Genomic DNA, 15,869 nt, shown 5'->3' on the forward strand with positions numbered 1-15,869 from the left:
TATTCGTCTTAAGAAGTTTAATTCTCTAGTTCCTGAAAACGATCAAAGAATAAATCTGCTTCCTGTTCCACATCCATCTCATCAATTTCATCTGGTAAAGGAGGCAAATCTTCTAATGACTTCAAACCAAAGTATGTAAGAAACTCCAAAGTGGTCCCGAATAATATTGGCCGGCCTATCCCCTCCTTGCGCCCCACTTCCTCGATTAGTGCTCTCGCAATTAAGGTTTGTACCGGACGCTCACTTTTCACTCCTCTAATTTGTTCAATCTCCGTCCTTGTAATTGGTTGCAGATAGGCGATAATCGCCAATGTTTCCAACGCAGCCTGGGAAAGTTTAGATAGTGATTTTGTTTCTTTTAGTGATGTGTAATATTCACTATGTTCAGGTTTTGTTGTTAAAAACAAAGAACCTTTCGACTCTATAAGCATCATTCCTCTGCTGCTGCTTTCATAATCGAATTTTAATTCATTCAGGACATGTTCCAACATGTCTTTATCTAAATCGAGCATTTTCTGCAGTTCTCTTTTCGTTAAACCGTCATCCCCTGAGACGAAAATCAACCCTTCGGTGATTGCTTTTAATTCAGATAAGTCCATAAGAATATCACCTTCCGTTCCGCTATTATTACACTTGCTTAAATATTACTAAATCTTCAAAATGTTCCTCCTGAATACAATATATTTCATTGATTTTCATTAATTCCAATATAGCGATAAATGTAGCAACCAGATATGACTTAGAATGATTCGGTAATAACTGGTTGAATGATACACCTGTCTTTTTATCAGAGAGAAAGTTTACAATCTCAGTCATTCTTTCTTTTATCGGTATTTCCCTTCTTTGAACGGTTGTCTCAATTGGCTGGTTCCATTTCCTTCTTTCCATAATCTTACTCATCGCTTGAATCATGTCCAGTACATCGGCAGCCCCCTCAGGAATATGGTGTGTTTCCTTCCGTTCTATATGCAACGGTGGTCTTGTCAGTACATGACTTTGTTCCATTTCACGTTCCTTTAATTGTTCTGCTGCTTCTTTATATTTCCGATACTCAATTAATCTTCTCATTAATTCCTCACGTGGGTCTTCTTCATAGTCTTCTTCTAATTCTATTGACGGATTCGGTAACAGAACTTTACTTTTCATTTCTAATAAAGTTGCTGCCATTACTAAATATTCACTTGCAACATTCAGTTCTAATTGCTGCATTGTATGAATATATGTCATATACTGAGCCGTTATTTTCGCTACAGGAATATCATAAATATCTATTTCATACTTATTTATTAAATGCAGCAGTAAATCTAAAGGACCCTCAAATTGATCTAACTTAACCTCATACGAAGCATTCAACGCATTAACCTCCCATTAATTAAACTAGCTGCCGGCTTGAATGCCAATGAATTTTACAAAAATATCAATGTTCCTATTACATATGCCCATACTATTTCCCTGTTATTGCATACACTGTTTTCGAGAAATCAATTACAAAATTGATTCAACACTATTAGAGGAGGAATAACTATGGGCTACTCTTACGGTAGTGGGTTTGCTTTGATCGTTGTCTTGTTTATTCTGTTAATAATTGTTGGTGCAGCTTGGTTTTAATATTTGTTTAAATTAACTTTATTAATAATACCCTGTAAGTAAAAGAAAGAAAAGAACCTTTGCGGGAAATTTAGCAAAGGTTCTTTCTCGTTTCTAAGGTAATTTATCAAATAGGTCGATGAGGATCCAAAAAACATGTACGTTGAGCTATGTTAACTGCACAAATCTGTCTTTTGCTATGATTGCTTACATTTATCTAAGAACTTTTCCGTTTGATCATTCGGTTGAACTTGAAATGATGGATAATATTCTTTTACTGCCTGCACCATTTTTTTACCGATACCTAAATTTCTGTGTGACGGGTCAACGGTTATATGTTGCAATGTAACTAGTTTACTTTCAGAATCTACATTCACACCGACAGCCCCAAGAATATCTTCTTCCACTTTCCAAAGAAACAATTGCCAATGATCATTTGTTTCATATTCTTTTATGGTGTCCTGTAACCTTTTTACTTCCTTTTCATCAGGCATAAATGAAAGCAATCCCATTGCTATTTTTTCAAGCCTCTTTTTATAACGTATTAACATTTTTACCCCTCATTATTCATAGCATTCATTTACAGTTATGCTATGTTCTGATCGATGAAGTCGTTACACTGACTAGTACCTTTTATTAATTATGCATTCGGTAATACAATACCAAACCAGTAATAGCATCCCCAAATAATCGCAAGAATTAATATTATAACAAAAAGTATCAGGTTTTTACGCTTTTCATTCATTTCGTCTAACCTCATTTATCATGTGACAAAAAAGTTTCTTTCCTATTGTTAACAATAGTATATCGGTAACTATATGTCAATCTTTTACTAATAGATTAAACTTCTGTCACTCTAACTGTCTTCATTGTATCACCTTGTTTTATACGAAGAACTGTATCCATACCTTCTGTTACTTGTCCAAATACTGTATGAACACCATCTAAATGTGGTTGTGGTTCATGAACAAGAAAGAACTGACTTCCGCCTGTATCTTTTCCAGCATGGGCCATCGAAAGTGAACCGGCAACGTGTTTATGTGGATTACCTTCTGTCTCACATTTGATGGTGTAACCAGGGCCCCCCATACCTGTTCCTGTCGGGTCTCCTCCTTGTGCGACAAAACCCGGAATCACACGATGGAAAATTACCCCATCGTAAAAACCGTCATTTGCAAGCTTTTCAAAATTCGCCACAGTATTTGGAGCGGCATCCTCGTACATCTCTATTACAATCTTTTCACCATTTTCAAATTCTATCGTTGCTTGTTTCATCATTATTCCTCCTCATATGTTAAATCGTTTTGGATTACATCTTCATATGTTTCACGTTTAATAACTAATTTATCTTTTCCATTCTCAACAAAAACTACTGCTGCTTTTGGAAACCTATTATAATGATTTGACATGGAATAACCATACGCCCCTGTACTGAAAACAGCAAGAATATCATTTGCTTCCACTTCCGGCAAATCGATGTCCCAAATCAACATGTCACCAGACTCACAGCATTTTCCAGCAATTGAAACCTTTTCTTCAATGCGCTGATTCACTTTGTTTGCAATGACTGCATCATATTTTGCCTGGTATAATGCTGGTCTGAGATTATCTGTCATTCCACCATCTACTGCAACATACTTCCTGACATTGGGAATGTCCTTTGTTGAACCGACAGTATATAAAGTCGTAGCCGTATCTCCGACAATAGAGCGGCCTGGTTCAATCCATATTTCAGGAAACTCTAAATCATAAACCTCAGCCTGTTTGGAAACCTCACTAATTAATGCTTCCACATATCTGTCCAATGGTAATGGTTTGTCTTCATCCGTATATTTAATACCGAATCCGCCGCCTAAATTAAGGATTTCAGCTTTAAATTGAAAGAGGTCTTTCCACTCGGACATAATTTTAAATAATCGTTCAACAGCCATTGTAAAACCATCAGTCTCAAATATTTGAGAGCCTATATGGCAATGTAAACCTTTCAGATTTATTGAATCATTTGCAGATATTTTTTCCAGCGCTTCAGCTGCCTGACCATTGGATAAGTCAAATCCAAACTTTGAGTCTTCATTTCCAGTTAAAATATAGTCATGTGTATGGGCCTCAATCCCTGGAGTGACACGAATAAGTACATCCATCGTAGTCTGCTTTTCTTCCAGAACAGCTGCCAGCAGATCGATTTCGTAAAAATTATCGATAACAATACATCCGATTTCTGCATTTACTGCCATCTCTAGTTCTTCCAAACTCTTATTATTCCCATGAAAGTGAATTTTGTCAACTGGAAAACCTGCCTGAAGTGCAGTATACAGTTCACCTTGTGAAACAACATCCAGACTTAGTTTTTCTTGTTTTGCGACTTGTACCATTGCCACAGACGAAAATGCCTTGCTAGCATACGCTACCTGGGCTTTTACACCATGTTTAGCAAATGTACTTACAAAAGCTCTCGCATTATTTCTTATTTTTTCTACATCATATACAAATAAAGGTGTACCGTATTTCTCAGCTAGCATAATACTATCAAGCCCGCCAATTGTAAGATGACCTTTATTGTTTACAGTTAACGAATTTGTCATCTATCTATTCAACCCCCAAAAATAGTGTAAATCCTGTTCGGTTTCCAGCATAAAGTAAAATCCCTTTTTCTTTCTCAAAGGCTGTATACGAGAAAGAAAGAGGGATCAATTAATTGTTCCCGAAATTTTATAACCATGATACATAAAAGTTATTATAATATACAACCTTTACTTTTATCAAGCCAGTTAAGCGAGTCGAGTCTGCTTATACTTGCTTCCGGTTATTTTTAGGATGAACAATGCTTGGTCTTGTTTTAGATAAGGGGACAGATACACGAAATAAAATTTGGGATAACGCCTTTCCGTTAAAGGGCAGAAAAGGCCACAAATATGGTGTCTGTAGTGAACGGATATTTGCTAAAAAGAGCAGTAAACATGTCATACCGATAATGAAACCCGGAACGTGAAAAAAGAATGTTAACAATACAAGCAATATCCGTATTATTTTGTTAGCAACACTTAATTCATAACTTGGTGTTGCGAAAGATCCGATAGCACTAATTGCAACATACAAAATAACTTCAGAACTGAATAATCCCACCTTAATTGCAATCTCCCCGATAAGGACAGCAGCAATTAAGCCCATTGCAGTAGACAAAGGGGTAGGTGTATGGATTGCTGCCATTCTGAGAAATTCAATCCCGATATCTGCAAGTAAAATTTGGACAACAATAGGGATATTACCTGTTTCATTCGGTCCGATAAAACTCAAATTCGGTGGCAGCAGTTGAGGTTCCACCACTAGCAACAGCCAAAGCGGCAGCAAGAATATGGAGGCAAAAATCCCTAAAAAGCGGACCCATCTGACAAATGTCCCTACTGCAGGAGATTCTCTGTATTCTTCTGCATGCTGAACGTGATGAAAGAAAGTTGTCGGCATAATTATCATACTAGGTGAAGTATCAACCATAATGAGCACATGACCCTCTAATAAGTGAGTTGAGGCAACGTCAGGTCTCTCCGTATACCTGACTAAAGGATATGGATTCATTCCCTGGTGCACTAAGTACTCTTCAATTGTTTTATCCGCCATGGAGATACCATCCACTTCAATTTGGCTTAATTCATCTTTTATTAGTGCAATCAATCCATCATCTGCTACATCTTGTAAGTAAGAAATACAAACATCCGTTTTGGATCGCTCACCAATTTGCATGATTTCATTTCTAAGTCTTTCATCCCGGATCCTTCGTCTTGTTAATGCTGTATTTTCTATAATATTCTCTGTGTATCCGTCCCTTGCTCCTCTTACTACTTTCTCGGTATCTGGTTCTTCTGGTGACCTGCCCGGATAACTTCTTACATCTACGATAAAGCATTCGCTTTCTCCATCAACAAATACTACAAGCAAACCTGAGAGTAGCTGGTCAATTGCTTTCTCAAAAGTATCCGCCTTCTCTAATTGCTGATGTACAACCCTGTTATCTAAAACCTCATAAATATCAGTTTCTTTTATTTCATCATCGTTTACAGAGATAAATTTTTTTATTATTTCGATAACAACGCCTGTATCAACTAATCCCGTAACATAGTACAATTGTACTTTTTTCTTCAAGATTGTTAACTCGCGGAATCCAACATCAAACGATACGTCCAGTCCTAATTTACTTTTTAAAAATGCTTCATTCTCTTCAATTCGGCGATTGATTAATTTCGGCTTTTTATTTTTTCTCATGACTGACCCCTTAGAAAAAAATTTTTAGTGCATAATATCTACGAATATCGTCCAGTGAAAAACTGATCCGGCTATTTTGCCAATTACTACAGCCATCAGTAACCAAAGTAATTCTCTTTCGATTCCCAACCTTTTCATTAGGATCGGGAATACATTTAGTACTTCTGTTAGTCCTGCAGCCAACATTCCTACAAAAACGCCATGTAATAGTCCCCATATTATAAGGAGAATAACGGGTAAGCTGACAGTTACAGTAGAAAACGATAAAAAAGTACCAAGTAAAGCACCAATAATAACACTTGTCTGGTACGAGGAAAGAAATCTATACGATTTACTAAGTTGGACAAGTCTCGGTATTATTCCTAATACTGTTAAAAAGGCAACAAAGCCAGAACCAACCATTATTCCGGAACCAAAACCAATAAATACTTCCAAGATCCAAACACGGATAGAATCACTTATCATTTTTTGTAATCACATTTTCATGACATATTAAATAGGCATCCAGATCCTGTTGGTAATTAAACATTTCAACCTCAAGCGGACTTGGTTCTTCATTAAAACGTTTTTTAAAAATATGATTAAAAAACAGGACCATTCCCAACCCCAGTCCAAAAGAGTACGGTATTTGCAGCCATAAAGGTTTGTCAACTTTCTCACCAGTTAACATATATGCTAAACTCTGCTGCACTTCCATCATACTTACGTCATAATGAAAGTTCATTATCGCCATTGCGGAACCGATACAGAGCAAAAGCCATATTGAAGTAATCACAAGAATGTTAGCTTTCTTTCTTTGTTTCTTAATGTCTACAATGGTTTGATTAGTTCCGACCAGTTCAAAAGATATAGCTGGATATACTTGAATAAGTTGTTCCAACAGAAGAAAACCATCTATAACAGAAACATTTTTATCCTTATCAGTAATTTGATAAATTTTCAGGTGATATATTTTTGATATATCCGGAATATTTCCGGTTATATATGCAACATCAGACAATTTTAAGAGATGATTTGCATCAACTGTTATTCTTTTTTTTAATCGAAGGTAAATTTTCTCTTCCATTGATTCATACCTCCCAGACTTTCTTTTTTTTAGTATGTTAATAAAAATTCTTTTTATACAGTTGATCCCATTCTAATATATACCGCGCTCCATAAAAAAAGAGCATGAAAGGATATATCCTCTACACGCTCTCTTATCTTTTCCAGTACATAGATTTAATTCAACATTTCTTCTTTCATTTTTTCCAAAATTCTTTTTTCTATCCGGGAAACTTGCACTTGTGAGATGCCTAACCGATTAGCAACCTCTGTCTGTGTCTGGTCTTTATAATACCTAAGATAAACAATTAACCGTTCCCTTTGATCAAGTTCATTAATTAACTGCTCCATCGTCATCTTATCAAACCAATTATTATTGGAATCCGCTATCTGATCAAGCAAGGTGATCGGATCCCCATCATTTTCAAAGACTGTTTCATGAATAGACTGCGGTTTTTTCGTCGCTTCCTGTGCATGAATGATTTCTTCAGGACTTAGCTCGAGCTTGTTAGCGATCTCCTGAACGGTCGGGACTCTACCCAGTTCCTTCGTTAACTCATCTGCAGCCCTTCTAATTTTATTACCCACTTCTTTTAATGAGCGGCTTACCTTTACAGTTCCATCATCCCGAATAAAACGCTGAATCTCCCCAATTATCATTGGGACAGCATATGTGGAGAATTTGACATCATATGAAAGATCAAATTTATCGATTGACTTGAGCAATCCTATACAACCTATTTGAAAAAGATCATCCTGATCATATCCTCTATTAAGAAAACGCTGGACTACTGACCATACCAGACGAATATTTTTCTCTACTAAGATGGTTCTTGCATTCTCATCACCCTGCTGGCTTAATTCAATGTATCGTTTGACATCTTTATCATCCAATGTCTTTGCATTTTGAATTTTTGTCATTGGCATCACCTAATTACAAAGGCTTTTACTTGTTTGGAAATCTTTAATCAAAGTAACTTTGGTACCTATTCCGGGCTTTGAAATGACATTCACTTTATCCATAAAATTTTCCATAATAGTAAAGCCCATACCTGAACGTTCTAATTCCGGTTTGGAGGTAAAGAGAGGTTCTTTGGCTAAATCAACGTTATCAATACCGATACCGTGATCTTCAATTACTATCGATAGTGTACTATCTGTTATTTCACACTCGATAAAAACTGTCTGATTGGGATCTTCTTCGTAACCATGGATAATAGCGTTTGTAACGGCTTCCGAAACTACTGTTTTAATTTCTGTAATTTCATTCATTGTTGGGTCAATTTGTGAAACAAATGCCGCAACAGAAACTCTCGCGAAGGCTTCATTCTCACTAATACTTTTAAATTGCAACTGCATCGAATTATTCATGATGCCACCCCCAGTGTTAATAAAGCAAATGATTCATCCTGTTCTAACCTGACGATTTTAAATAATCCTGACATATCAAATAATCGTTTCACAGTTGGAGAGATGGAGCAGACAACCATTTCACCGCCTAATTGCTGAATTTCTTTATATCTTCCCAGAACTACACCTAATCCGGAACTATCCATAAAATGAAGATTAGCTAAGTTTAAAACAACATGTTTTGTCTGGTGTTTTTGAATGTGTTCCTGCCATTCAATTTTTAATTTTGCAGCAGAGTGATGATCCAATTCTCCATCTAACCGAACAATTAATACATTCTCCATTGCAATAAATTCTGATAATAATTGCAAAGTAATCCCTCCCAAAATTTATAGTATATTCTATATTTCTATTTTTTCACCCTTTACTCCTGCTACTTGACAAAACTAGAATTAAATCGATTTTTTCCTTCAATTATTTACTAAGAAATGAACCAAGAATCCTAGCTGCGAGTTGGAAAGTTCCAGCTTTCTCCATATCATCCTGAATAACCAGCTCTGTTTCGGTTAATATCTCATCATTATTCTTTACCTGCAGCACCCCGACTGCAGTACCTTTCTTAATTGGCAATGTAATATCTTGCTTTATCTTTATATCTGTTTCGATATCCGACAAATCTTCTCCTTTCTTATGTAAAATGGAGATAGAATCATTGGTGATAATGTTCACTTTTTGGTTCTTTGCTTTCAACCAATTAAAACTGGTAACTACCTGGTTTTTATTAAACAACTGCTTTGTGGTGTATTTATTGTAGACATAATCCAGCATTGAACTTACATCACTGTTTCTGTTTTTAGTTGAATCTGCCCCCATCACTACAGCTATGACACGCATTCCATCCTTTTCAGCGGTTGCTGTTAAACAATATTTCGCTTCATTGGTGAAACCTGTTTTTAAGCCATCTACCCCTTCGTAAAACTTCACTAATTTATTTGTATTTACTAACCAGAATTCGTTCTCCTGGCCTTTTCGTAAATAGTCTTCATAAATACTAGTATATTTTGTTATATCTTCGAATTTTAGCAATTCTTTCGCCATAACAGCCATATCCTCTGCGGTGCTGTAATGGTTCTCTGCAGGGAGTCCTGTTGTATTTTGAAACAGTGTATTTTTAAGTCCCAATTCTTTAGCCTTCTGATTCATCATTTTTACAAATTCTTCTTCACTTCCTCCGATTCTTTCAGCTAAAGCTACTGATGCATCATTTCCCGAAGCAACTGCAATACCTTTTAATAAATCATCAACGGTCATTTCTTCCCCTTCTTCCAGGAAGATTTGCGATCCGCCCATGGATGCCGCTTTTTCACTAATTCTTACTTTTTCAGAAAGCGATAAATTCCCACCTTCAAGTTCCTCCATTATCAATAACATTGTCATAATTTTAGTCATACTCGCCGGTGGAAGAACGTTTTGTGCATTCTTTTCAAATATAACTTCTCCTGTATCCCGTTCAATTAATATGGCCGACTTTGAATTAGGTGCTAAGTCCTGCGATTCCGTTTCACTAACAGATTCTGTTTCATGATGATCAGCATACAAATCCATTTCAACACTCACACATAGTACTAATGAAAAACTGATAAAGATTTTTAGCGCATTGATTAACTTATTCAAATTCATACACCTCCGATTATTAACAATATCTATTTTTGCCAAAATAATCTAAATATATAACAAAAAAAGATGATTACCGCTAGATAATCATCTCTTCTCTAAAATGTATCTTATTTAATTACATCATAAATCATTGTGTTCTTCTGAATTACCTGTTCTTTTATTGTATAAGCATTCTGTATCAGTTTGATTATATCATCATTGCTGTTAGTGTCCGTATGCAATGTGGCAAGCGTATCACCTTCTTTAACTATATCTGCAATTTTTTTATGCAAGGTGATGCCAACTCCGTGATTAATTTTATCATCTTTCCTCGCTCTGCCAGCACCTAGATGCATTGCAGCTATGCCGACAGATTCAGCATCCATTTCATGGACATACCCTTCCGCTTCTGCCTTTACACTTATATGATAAGCAGCTGATGGTAATTTGTCTAAATTTTCAATTACAGATATATCACCATTTTGTGCTTCTACAAAGTTTTTAAATGCCTGAAGGGCTTCCCCATTATCGATTAAGCGTGATAATTCGTGAACTGCTTTATCATAATCCGGATAAATTCCTGCTAAGATTGTCATATGTGCAGCTAATTCTAGCGCTAACACTCGTAAATCTTCCACATTTTCTCCCTGCAGTACCTTAACCGCTTCTTTCACTTCATTTGCATTACCAATTTCATAGCCCAGCGGCTGATTCATATCACTAATAATGGCCACTGTATTTCGTTTTAATTGTTTTCCAATAGTTACCATTTCCTCTGCCAGCTTTCTGGAGTCTTCCAGCGTTTTCATGAATGCCCCACTGCCTGTTTTTACATCGAGTACAATACTATCAGCTCCAGAAGCTATTTTCTTACTCATAATAGAACTAGCAATCAGAGGAATCGAATTAACGGTTGCAGTAACATCTCTCAGTGCATATAACTGCTTATCTGCAGGAGCTAAATTTCCTGTCTGGCCCACAACCGCTAACTTATATTTATTGACATTTTCAATAAATTGTTCGTTGGTCAATTCCACTTTAAAACCTGGGATCGACTCTAGTTTATCAATTGTACCACCTGTATGACCTAGTCCCCGTCCTGACATTTTGGCTACTGGGATCCCTGCTGCTGCAACTAATGGTCCAACAATAAATGTAGTCTTATCACCAACGCCGCCTGTGGAATGTTTATCCACTTTGTGACCATTTATTGCAGACAAGTCAATCGTATCACCAGATTCCACCATATACTTTGTAAGGAACGCTGTTTCCTCCTGGTCCATCCCCTGAAAGTATACCGCCATCATTAATGCTGATAATTGATAGTCAGGTATAGTCTCTGCCATATAGTTCTCGATAACAAATTTGATTTCTGCTTCTGACAACTTCATCCCATTTCTTTTCTTGGCTATCAGATCTACCATCCGCATATAATCAATCCTTTTCGCTAATTAAATTAGGTCAGTTCCTGAATAACCTTACGTACCAATTGAATAAAATTCTCTTTTACTTTTTCTGTAGTTTCGATTACTTCCTCATGACTAAGCGGCTGGTCTAAAATACCTGCAGCCATATTGGAAATGCAGGAAATTCCGAGAACACGCATTTTGGCGTGTCTTGCAATAATCACTTCGGGAACTGTAGACATTCCAACTGCATCTCCACCTAATCGGCGGAGCATTCTTACTTCAGCGGGTGTTTCATAAGAAGGTCCGGTATTTGCTACATAAGTCCCTTCCTTTACTGCTATATTTACCTTATCAGCACATTTTTTGGCAATTTCAATCAGATCCCTGTCATAAGCTTGCGACATGTCAGGAAATCTTTCTCCTAATACTTTTTCATTGCGCCCAATTAAGGGATTAGAGCCTAAATTATTAATATGATCGGTTATGATCATTAAATCTCCTGCAGAAAAGCTTTCATTTATACCACCAGCAGCATTTGTAACAATCAGCTGTTCAATTCCAAGCAGCTGGAATACACGGACCGGAAAGGTTACCTGTTCCAGTGAGTACCCTTCATAGTAATGAAAGCGACCTTGCATTACAACAACATTAACACCTTCTAACTTACCGAATACTAACCTGCCACTGTGGCCTTCTACCGTTGATACTGGAAAATGAGGAATTTGCTCATAATCAATAGCAGTGGTCTCAACTAATTCCTCTGCTAATACACCAAGACCTGAACCAAGTATAAGCCCAATATCAGCTTTTCCACTTACTTTCTTTTGTATATACTGAACTGCTTCTTCTATTTGTGCATGATTCATTATTACTCTCCTCCATTTGTTATATCCGGAAGGAAGCTTGTTCCATTACTCGGCAAATTTACATTAAAGTTATCCGCTATAGTTGCACCTATATCTGCAAAAGTGTTTCTAACAGGCAATTCTTTTCCTTTGGTTTCACGGTTATAAACTAATAAGGGTACATATTCTCTTGTATGATCTGTTCCGTGATGGGTAGGATCATTTCCATGATCAGCTGTAATGATAAGTAAATCATCCGCTTTTAATTTATCCAGCATTTCCGGCAGTCGCTGGTCGAACTTCTCCAGTGCCTCAGCGTAACCTTCGGGATCTCTTCTATGTCCATACTTTGCATCAAAATCAACAAGGTTGAGAAAATTTAAGCCCTGAAATTGTTTATCCATAGAATCAATAAATTTCTGCATTCCGTCTTCATTATCCTTCGTGCGGATAGTTTCCGTTACACCTTCGCCATCATATATATCTGTTATTTTCCCTAAGGCAACTACATCCAACCCTGCATCTTTCAGTTCATTCATTACCGTTCTGCCAAAAGGTTTTAATGCATAGTCATGCCTGTTTGAGGTTCTTTCAAATGCTCCCGGCTGCCCTGTAAAAGGTCTTGCTATAACCCGGCCTATCATATATCTTTCGTCAAGCGTTAACTCTCTGGCAATTTCACATATTCGATAAAGCTCATCAATTGGTACAATATCTTCATGTGCAGCAATCTGAAGTACTGAATCTGCTGATGTATACACGATGAGGCTTCCCGTTTCCATATGTTCCTTGCCCAGTTCCTTTATAATTTCCGTACCAGAAGCAGGTTTGTTCCCTATCACTTTTCGGCCTGTCCTCTTCTCCAGCTCATTAATTAATTCGTCAGGAAATTTCTCGAAAGTTCGGAAAGGTGTCTCAATATGTAAGCCCATGATCTCCCAGTGACCTGTCATGGTATCCTTTCCGTTAGAGGCTTCCTTCATTTTTGTAAAATATGCTAACGGTTGTTCACTTTTCGCTATCCCTTTTATTTCCCGAATGTTACTAAGTCCTAATGAAGCTAAATTTGGCATGTTTAACCCATTTCGATATTCCGCAATATGCCCTAAGGTATCAGCACCTGTATCATTAAACTGGCTGGCATCCGGTGCCTCCCCAATCCCCACTGAATCTAATACAATTAGAAAAATACGCTTAAAAGCCATATAAATCCCTCCTGTCCAACTTTACCCTTTATCTTATCCTAATAAGCTTAAATCTTTCACCATTCTAAAAAGAAAAAACCACGCTTTTTTGTCGTGGCCATTTATGCTCTGGGATGGTGAGCTTTATATATATCCTTAAGTCTGGATTTAGAAACATGTGTATAAATTTGTGTTGTAGATATATCGGCATGGCCAAGCATTTCCTGTACTGCCCGCAAATCTGCTCCATTTTCTAACAAATGTGTTGCAAAAGAATGTCGGAGTGTATGTGGAGAAATTTCTTTATTTATCCCTGCGCTTTTTGCTATTTGCTTTATAATTTTCCAAAAACCCTGTCTTGATAAGGCATTCCCGTGGTGGTTAACAAAAACCTGCTCAGTATTTTTATGCTTCACGAATTGCGGTCTGTGCTCAAGGTACTTTTCTAAAGCCTCTCTCGCAACTTCTCCTAATGGTACAATTCTTTCTTTGGACCCTTTTCCAAAGCAGCGGACAAATCCCATTGATAAATGCAAATCGGATAGAGTCAGCTCAATTAATTCTGTCACCCTTAATCCAGTCGCATACATCGTCTCAAGCATCGCCTTGTTTCTAAAAGCAAACTTGTCTTCATCGGTAAAAGTCAGCAGCCTGTCAACTTCTCCAACTGATAGCACTTTAGGCAATTGCCTGTTTGTTTTCGGTGTTTCTATATGTATACTGGGGTCTTCAGAGATCTGATACTCTCGCATTAAGAAAGGATGAAATAACCTTATGGTCGATAACACTCGGGCCAGAGTAGCACTTGATTTCCCCAAATCGTTCAGTTGATATAAGAATTGCAAAATATCATGCCTTGATACATTTTCCCAGCGACTGATTTGCCTGCCTGTTAAAAAGGTGTGATATTGCTTCAGGTCACGCCTGTAAGCCTGTATTGTATTGGATGAAAGACCCCGTTCTATCTGTAAATAATGAAAAAAATCTTCCATTGCATATTGCATCTCATCCATGACTACTCACCCAATCGAAAAAAAATATTTAAACGTTCCCACATGCCGGTGTTCTCTTCTTGCTGAAATACTTTAACAGCACTTCCTTGCGGTGTCTCATACCGGTCTAATTTTTCATATTCCTGGTGCAATGCTTTGATTACATAATAAAACAGGAACGTACATAATACGAACACAATAAATACTTTCAACATCTCATAAAAAACCCGAAAAATTGCCTGCATCATACATTCTCCTAATAGAAAATATTATTCTATTAGAATTTATGCCAGAAAATAGAGAAAATATACCTTTTATTTATCATCATCCGCTTGACATTTTCGACAAACTCCATGAAAGGTTAACCGATGATCTTTTACAAGGAAACCCCAGTCTTTTTGGACAATCTCCTCCACTTCCTCCAGAAGGTCGTCAACGATCTCTTCTACAGAACCGCATTCTGTACAAACCAAATGATGATGGAAGTGTTTCGCTCCTTCTTTTCTAAGATCATACCGAGATACCCCATCACCAAAGTTAATCTTATCGACTACTTTTAATTCTGTTAGAAGCTCCAACGTTCTATATACAGTTGCCAAGCCTATCTCCGGCGCTTTTTCTTTTACTAATAAATAAACGTCTTCTGCGCTTAAATGATCCTCTTCTCTCTCCAAGAGCACCCTCACAGTTGCTTCTCGTTGCGGTGTCAATTTATAGCTTTGCGCATGCAACTCTTTTTTAATCCGGTCTAAGCGGTGTTCCATAAGTAAGACCTCCCTCACATTCCCAATTATAAATATCGGAAGGAAGGGTGTCAATTAAAATAATTATAAAAAGATAAAGAATATTAATTATTTTATTATAATTATTATTATTTAATAAAATAATCGGATATCATTTGCATTGATTTATAGGAAATCACACTTTCCAATCCGGCTGCAGCAGCGGCACCAACAGTTAAAATGAAAAAAACACCTATATAGCGGTAAAATACCTGGATTACAGGTAATTTATATCTTTTTGAAAGAATACTCTGCAATAATGTAAAAGAGAAAATCATCGCAAATGCGCTCGCTATAATGTAGATCGGTATTATCACCATATTTTGGGAAGCTATGGAAGAAAAAGCTAGCATTAATCCTTTCCATCCAAGCTGATTAACAAAATAACCTACAGTAAAGCCAACCGCTACCCCTTTTACAAATAAAAGTATCCATATAATCGGCAAACCAATTACCGCTAATCCTAAGAAAAAAAGTAATGCTAAAAACTGAATATGATAAAGCATTGCATTTTTAAATAAGTCTGTCTGCACGATATTTTCGTCATGTAGAAAATTAAGAAAAAAATTCTCTAAGTAAAAATATAAATCCTGCTTCTGGATAAATGACATACTATTTACAATTATGGCACCAAAGATGATACCTGTTAAAAACAAAATTACGGTAAAAATGTAAATGGTATAGTACTGATTTAAGTGGTTTACAATGACATTTCCTTTTTTCGTCATAACTTTCACATCCTCTATTCATATTATCACTTAAA

Annotated in this window: 20 protein-coding genes; 1 reads left to right on the plus strand and 19 read right to left on the minus strand. The window is 36.7% G+C overall.

The window, feature by feature from the left end:
• Nucleotides 1–17: 17 nt before the first annotated feature.
• Nucleotides 18–599, minus strand: a complete 582-nt coding sequence (gene scpB, locus BMW36_RS01905; RefSeq protein WP_089738419.1) for an SMC-Scp complex subunit ScpB — start codon at nucleotides 597–599, stop codon at nucleotides 18–20.
• A gap of 28 nt (nucleotides 600–627) precedes the next feature.
• Nucleotides 628–1,353: a segregation/condensation protein A gene (locus tag BMW36_RS01910; RefSeq protein ID WP_089738421.1), complete on the minus strand. Its 726-nt coding sequence runs from the start codon at nucleotides 1,351–1,353 to the stop codon at nucleotides 628–630.
• Nucleotides 1,354–1,524: 171 nt separating this feature from the next.
• On the opposite strand from BMW36_RS01910, the gene BMW36_RS01915 reads away from it, so the two are divergent.
• Nucleotides 1,525–1,608 (plus strand): YjcZ family sporulation protein, encoded by an 84-nt coding sequence (locus BMW36_RS01915; RefSeq protein WP_089738423.1) that lies wholly within the window; start codon nucleotides 1,525–1,527, stop codon nucleotides 1,606–1,608.
• A 176-nt stretch (nucleotides 1,609–1,784) separates the two neighbouring features.
• Here the strand turns inward: BMW36_RS01915 and BMW36_RS01920 are convergent, their stop codons facing one another.
• From BMW36_RS01920 to spoIIM, 17 genes are all read right to left on the minus strand, one after another.
• Nucleotides 1,785–2,138 carry a GNAT family N-acetyltransferase gene (locus tag BMW36_RS01920; RefSeq protein ID WP_089738424.1) on the minus strand — a complete coding sequence of 118 codons (354 nt, stop codon included), beginning with the start codon at nucleotides 2,136–2,138 and terminating at the stop codon, nucleotides 1,785–1,787.
• A 289-nt stretch (nucleotides 2,139–2,427) separates the two neighbouring features.
• Nucleotides 2,428–2,862: a peptidylprolyl isomerase gene (locus tag BMW36_RS01925; protein WP_089738427.1), complete on the minus strand. Its 435-nt coding sequence runs from the start codon at nucleotides 2,860–2,862 to the stop codon at nucleotides 2,428–2,430.
• A gap of 2 nt (nucleotides 2,863–2,864) precedes the next feature.
• Nucleotides 2,865–4,169, minus strand: a complete 1,305-nt coding sequence (gene lysA / locus BMW36_RS01930; RefSeq protein ID WP_089738429.1) for a diaminopimelate decarboxylase — start codon at nucleotides 4,167–4,169, stop codon at nucleotides 2,865–2,867.
• A 205-nt stretch (nucleotides 4,170–4,374) separates the two neighbouring features.
• On the minus strand, nucleotides 4,375–5,844 hold the full coding sequence (locus BMW36_RS01935) for a spore germination protein (RefSeq protein ID WP_089738431.1): 1,470 nt from the start codon (nucleotides 5,842–5,844) through the stop codon (nucleotides 4,375–4,377).
• Between the two features lie 24 nt (nucleotides 5,845–5,868).
• Complete coding sequence (locus BMW36_RS01940) at nucleotides 5,869–6,309, minus strand: stage V sporulation protein AB (protein WP_089738433.1); 441 nt, start codon at nucleotides 6,307–6,309, stop codon at nucleotides 5,869–5,871.
• A complete protein-coding gene (locus BMW36_RS01945) occupies nucleotides 6,299–6,910 on the minus strand; it encodes a stage V sporulation protein AA (protein ID WP_089738435.1) in 612 nt (203 codons plus the stop codon). Before BMW36_RS01945 ends, BMW36_RS01940 begins: the two co-directional genes overlap by 11 nt.
• A 155-nt stretch (nucleotides 6,911–7,065) precedes the next feature.
• Nucleotides 7,066–7,809: an RNA polymerase sporulation sigma factor SigF gene (gene sigF / locus BMW36_RS01950; protein ID WP_425431910.1), complete on the minus strand. Its 744-nt coding sequence runs from the start codon at nucleotides 7,807–7,809 to the stop codon at nucleotides 7,066–7,068.
• A 9-nt stretch (nucleotides 7,810–7,818) separates the two neighbouring features.
• Nucleotides 7,819–8,259 carry an anti-sigma F factor gene (gene spoIIAB, locus BMW36_RS01955; protein ID WP_089738439.1) on the minus strand — a complete coding sequence of 147 codons (441 nt, stop codon included), beginning with the start codon at nucleotides 8,257–8,259 and terminating at the stop codon, nucleotides 7,819–7,821.
• Complete coding sequence (spoIIAA, locus tag BMW36_RS01960) at nucleotides 8,256–8,582, minus strand: anti-sigma F factor antagonist (protein WP_089738859.1); 327 nt, start codon at nucleotides 8,580–8,582, stop codon at nucleotides 8,256–8,258. The genes spoIIAB and spoIIAA overlap by 4 nt, the downstream gene beginning before the upstream one ends.
• Before the next feature lie 130 nt (nucleotides 8,583–8,712).
• Nucleotides 8,713–9,918 (minus strand): D-alanyl-D-alanine carboxypeptidase family protein, encoded by a 1,206-nt coding sequence (locus BMW36_RS01965; protein ID WP_425431911.1) that lies wholly within the window; start codon nucleotides 9,916–9,918, stop codon nucleotides 8,713–8,715.
• A 104-nt stretch (nucleotides 9,919–10,022) separates the two neighbouring features.
• Entirely contained in the window at nucleotides 10,023–11,324 is a 1,302-nt protein-coding gene (locus BMW36_RS01970; RefSeq protein WP_089738441.1) for a pyrimidine-nucleoside phosphorylase, read from the minus strand.
• A 26-nt stretch (nucleotides 11,325–11,350) separates the two neighbouring features.
• Nucleotides 11,351–12,169, minus strand: coding sequence for a purine-nucleoside phosphorylase (locus BMW36_RS01975; RefSeq protein WP_089738443.1), 819 nt, complete (start codon nucleotides 12,167–12,169; stop codon nucleotides 11,351–11,353).
• A gap of 2 nt (nucleotides 12,170–12,171) precedes the next feature.
• Nucleotides 12,172–13,353: a phosphopentomutase gene (gene deoB / locus BMW36_RS01980; RefSeq protein WP_089738445.1), complete on the minus strand. Its 1,182-nt coding sequence runs from the start codon at nucleotides 13,351–13,353 to the stop codon at nucleotides 12,172–12,174.
• 101 nt (nucleotides 13,354–13,454) lie between these two features.
• Complete coding sequence (xerD, locus tag BMW36_RS01985) at nucleotides 13,455–14,336, minus strand: site-specific tyrosine recombinase XerD (protein WP_089738863.1); 882 nt, start codon at nucleotides 14,334–14,336, stop codon at nucleotides 13,455–13,457.
• An 11-nt stretch (nucleotides 14,337–14,347) separates the two neighbouring features.
• Nucleotides 14,348–14,572, minus strand: a complete 225-nt coding sequence (locus BMW36_RS01990; protein WP_342707242.1) for a DUF4227 family protein — start codon at nucleotides 14,570–14,572, stop codon at nucleotides 14,348–14,350.
• A gap of 66 nt (nucleotides 14,573–14,638) precedes the next feature.
• Complete coding sequence (gene fur / locus BMW36_RS01995; RefSeq protein WP_089738449.1) at nucleotides 14,639–15,088, minus strand: ferric iron uptake transcriptional regulator; 450 nt, start codon at nucleotides 15,086–15,088, stop codon at nucleotides 14,639–14,641.
• Between the two features lie 107 nt (nucleotides 15,089–15,195).
• Nucleotides 15,196–15,834 carry a stage II sporulation protein M gene (spoIIM, locus tag BMW36_RS02000; protein WP_089738451.1) on the minus strand — a complete coding sequence of 213 codons (639 nt, stop codon included), beginning with the start codon at nucleotides 15,832–15,834 and terminating at the stop codon, nucleotides 15,196–15,198.
• Between the last annotated feature and the right edge of the window lie 35 nt (nucleotides 15,835–15,869).

The organism is Gracilibacillus ureilyticus, from assembly GCF_900111195.1.
Taxonomy (GTDB): Bacteria; Bacillota; Bacilli; order Bacillales; family Amphibacillaceae; genus Gracilibacillus; species Gracilibacillus ureilyticus.

Coding starts and splice junctions, on each gene's coding strand:
- BMW36_RS01975 (WP_089738443.1), bottom strand. CDS start 12,169: ATGAATCATGCACAAATAGAAGAAGCAGTTCAGTATATACAAAAGAAA.
- BMW36_RS01935 (WP_089738431.1), bottom strand. CDS start 5,844: ATGAGAAAAAATAAAAAGCCGAAATTAATCAATCGCCGAATTGAAGAG.
- deoB (WP_089738445.1), bottom strand. CDS start 13,353: ATGGCTTTTAAGCGTATTTTTCTAATTGTATTAGATTCAGTGGGGATT.
- scpB (WP_089738419.1), bottom strand. CDS start 599: ATGGACTTATCTGAATTAAAAGCAATCACCGAAGGGTTGATTTTCGTC.
- BMW36_RS01925 (WP_089738427.1), bottom strand. CDS start 2,862: ATGAAACAAGCAACGATAGAATTTGAAAATGGTGAAAAGATTGTAATA.
- lysA (WP_089738429.1), bottom strand. CDS start 4,169: ATGACAAATTCGTTAACTGTAAACAATAAAGGTCATCTTACAATTGGC.
- spoIIAB (WP_089738439.1), bottom strand. CDS start 8,259: ATGAATAATTCGATGCAGTTGCAATTTAAAAGTATTAGTGAGAATGAA.
- sigF (WP_425431910.1), bottom strand. CDS start 7,809: ATGACAAAAATTCAAAATGCAAAGACATTGGATGATAAAGATGTCAAA.
- BMW36_RS01970 (WP_089738441.1), bottom strand. CDS start 11,324: ATGCGGATGGTAGATCTGATAGCCAAGAAAAGAAATGGGATGAAGTTG.
- BMW36_RS01940 (WP_089738433.1), bottom strand. CDS start 6,309: ATGATAAGTGATTCTATCCGTGTTTGGATCTTGGAAGTATTTATTGGT.
- xerD (WP_089738863.1), bottom strand. CDS start 14,336: ATGCAATATGCAATGGAAGATTTTTTTCATTATTTACAGATAGAACGG.
- BMW36_RS01915 (WP_089738423.1), top strand. CDS start 1,525: ATGGGCTACTCTTACGGTAGTGGGTTTGCTTTGATCGTTGTCTTGTTT.
- spoIIM (WP_089738451.1), bottom strand. CDS start 15,834: ATGACGAAAAAAGGAAATGTCATTGTAAACCACTTAAATCAGTACTAT.
- BMW36_RS01965 (WP_425431911.1), bottom strand. CDS start 9,918: ATGAATTTGAATAAGTTAATCAATGCGCTAAAAATCTTTATCAGTTTT.
- BMW36_RS01990 (WP_342707242.1), bottom strand. CDS start 14,572: ATGATGCAGGCAATTTTTCGGGTTTTTTATGAGATGTTGAAAGTATTT.
- fur (WP_089738449.1), bottom strand. CDS start 15,088: ATGGAACACCGCTTAGACCGGATTAAAAAAGAGTTGCATGCGCAAAGC.
- spoIIAA (WP_089738859.1), bottom strand. CDS start 8,582: ATGGAGAATGTATTAATTGTTCGGTTAGATGGAGAATTGGATCATCAC.
- BMW36_RS01945 (WP_089738435.1), bottom strand. CDS start 6,910: ATGGAAGAGAAAATTTACCTTCGATTAAAAAAAAGAATAACAGTTGAT.
- BMW36_RS01920 (WP_089738424.1), bottom strand. CDS start 2,138: ATGTTAATACGTTATAAAAAGAGGCTTGAAAAAATAGCAATGGGATTG.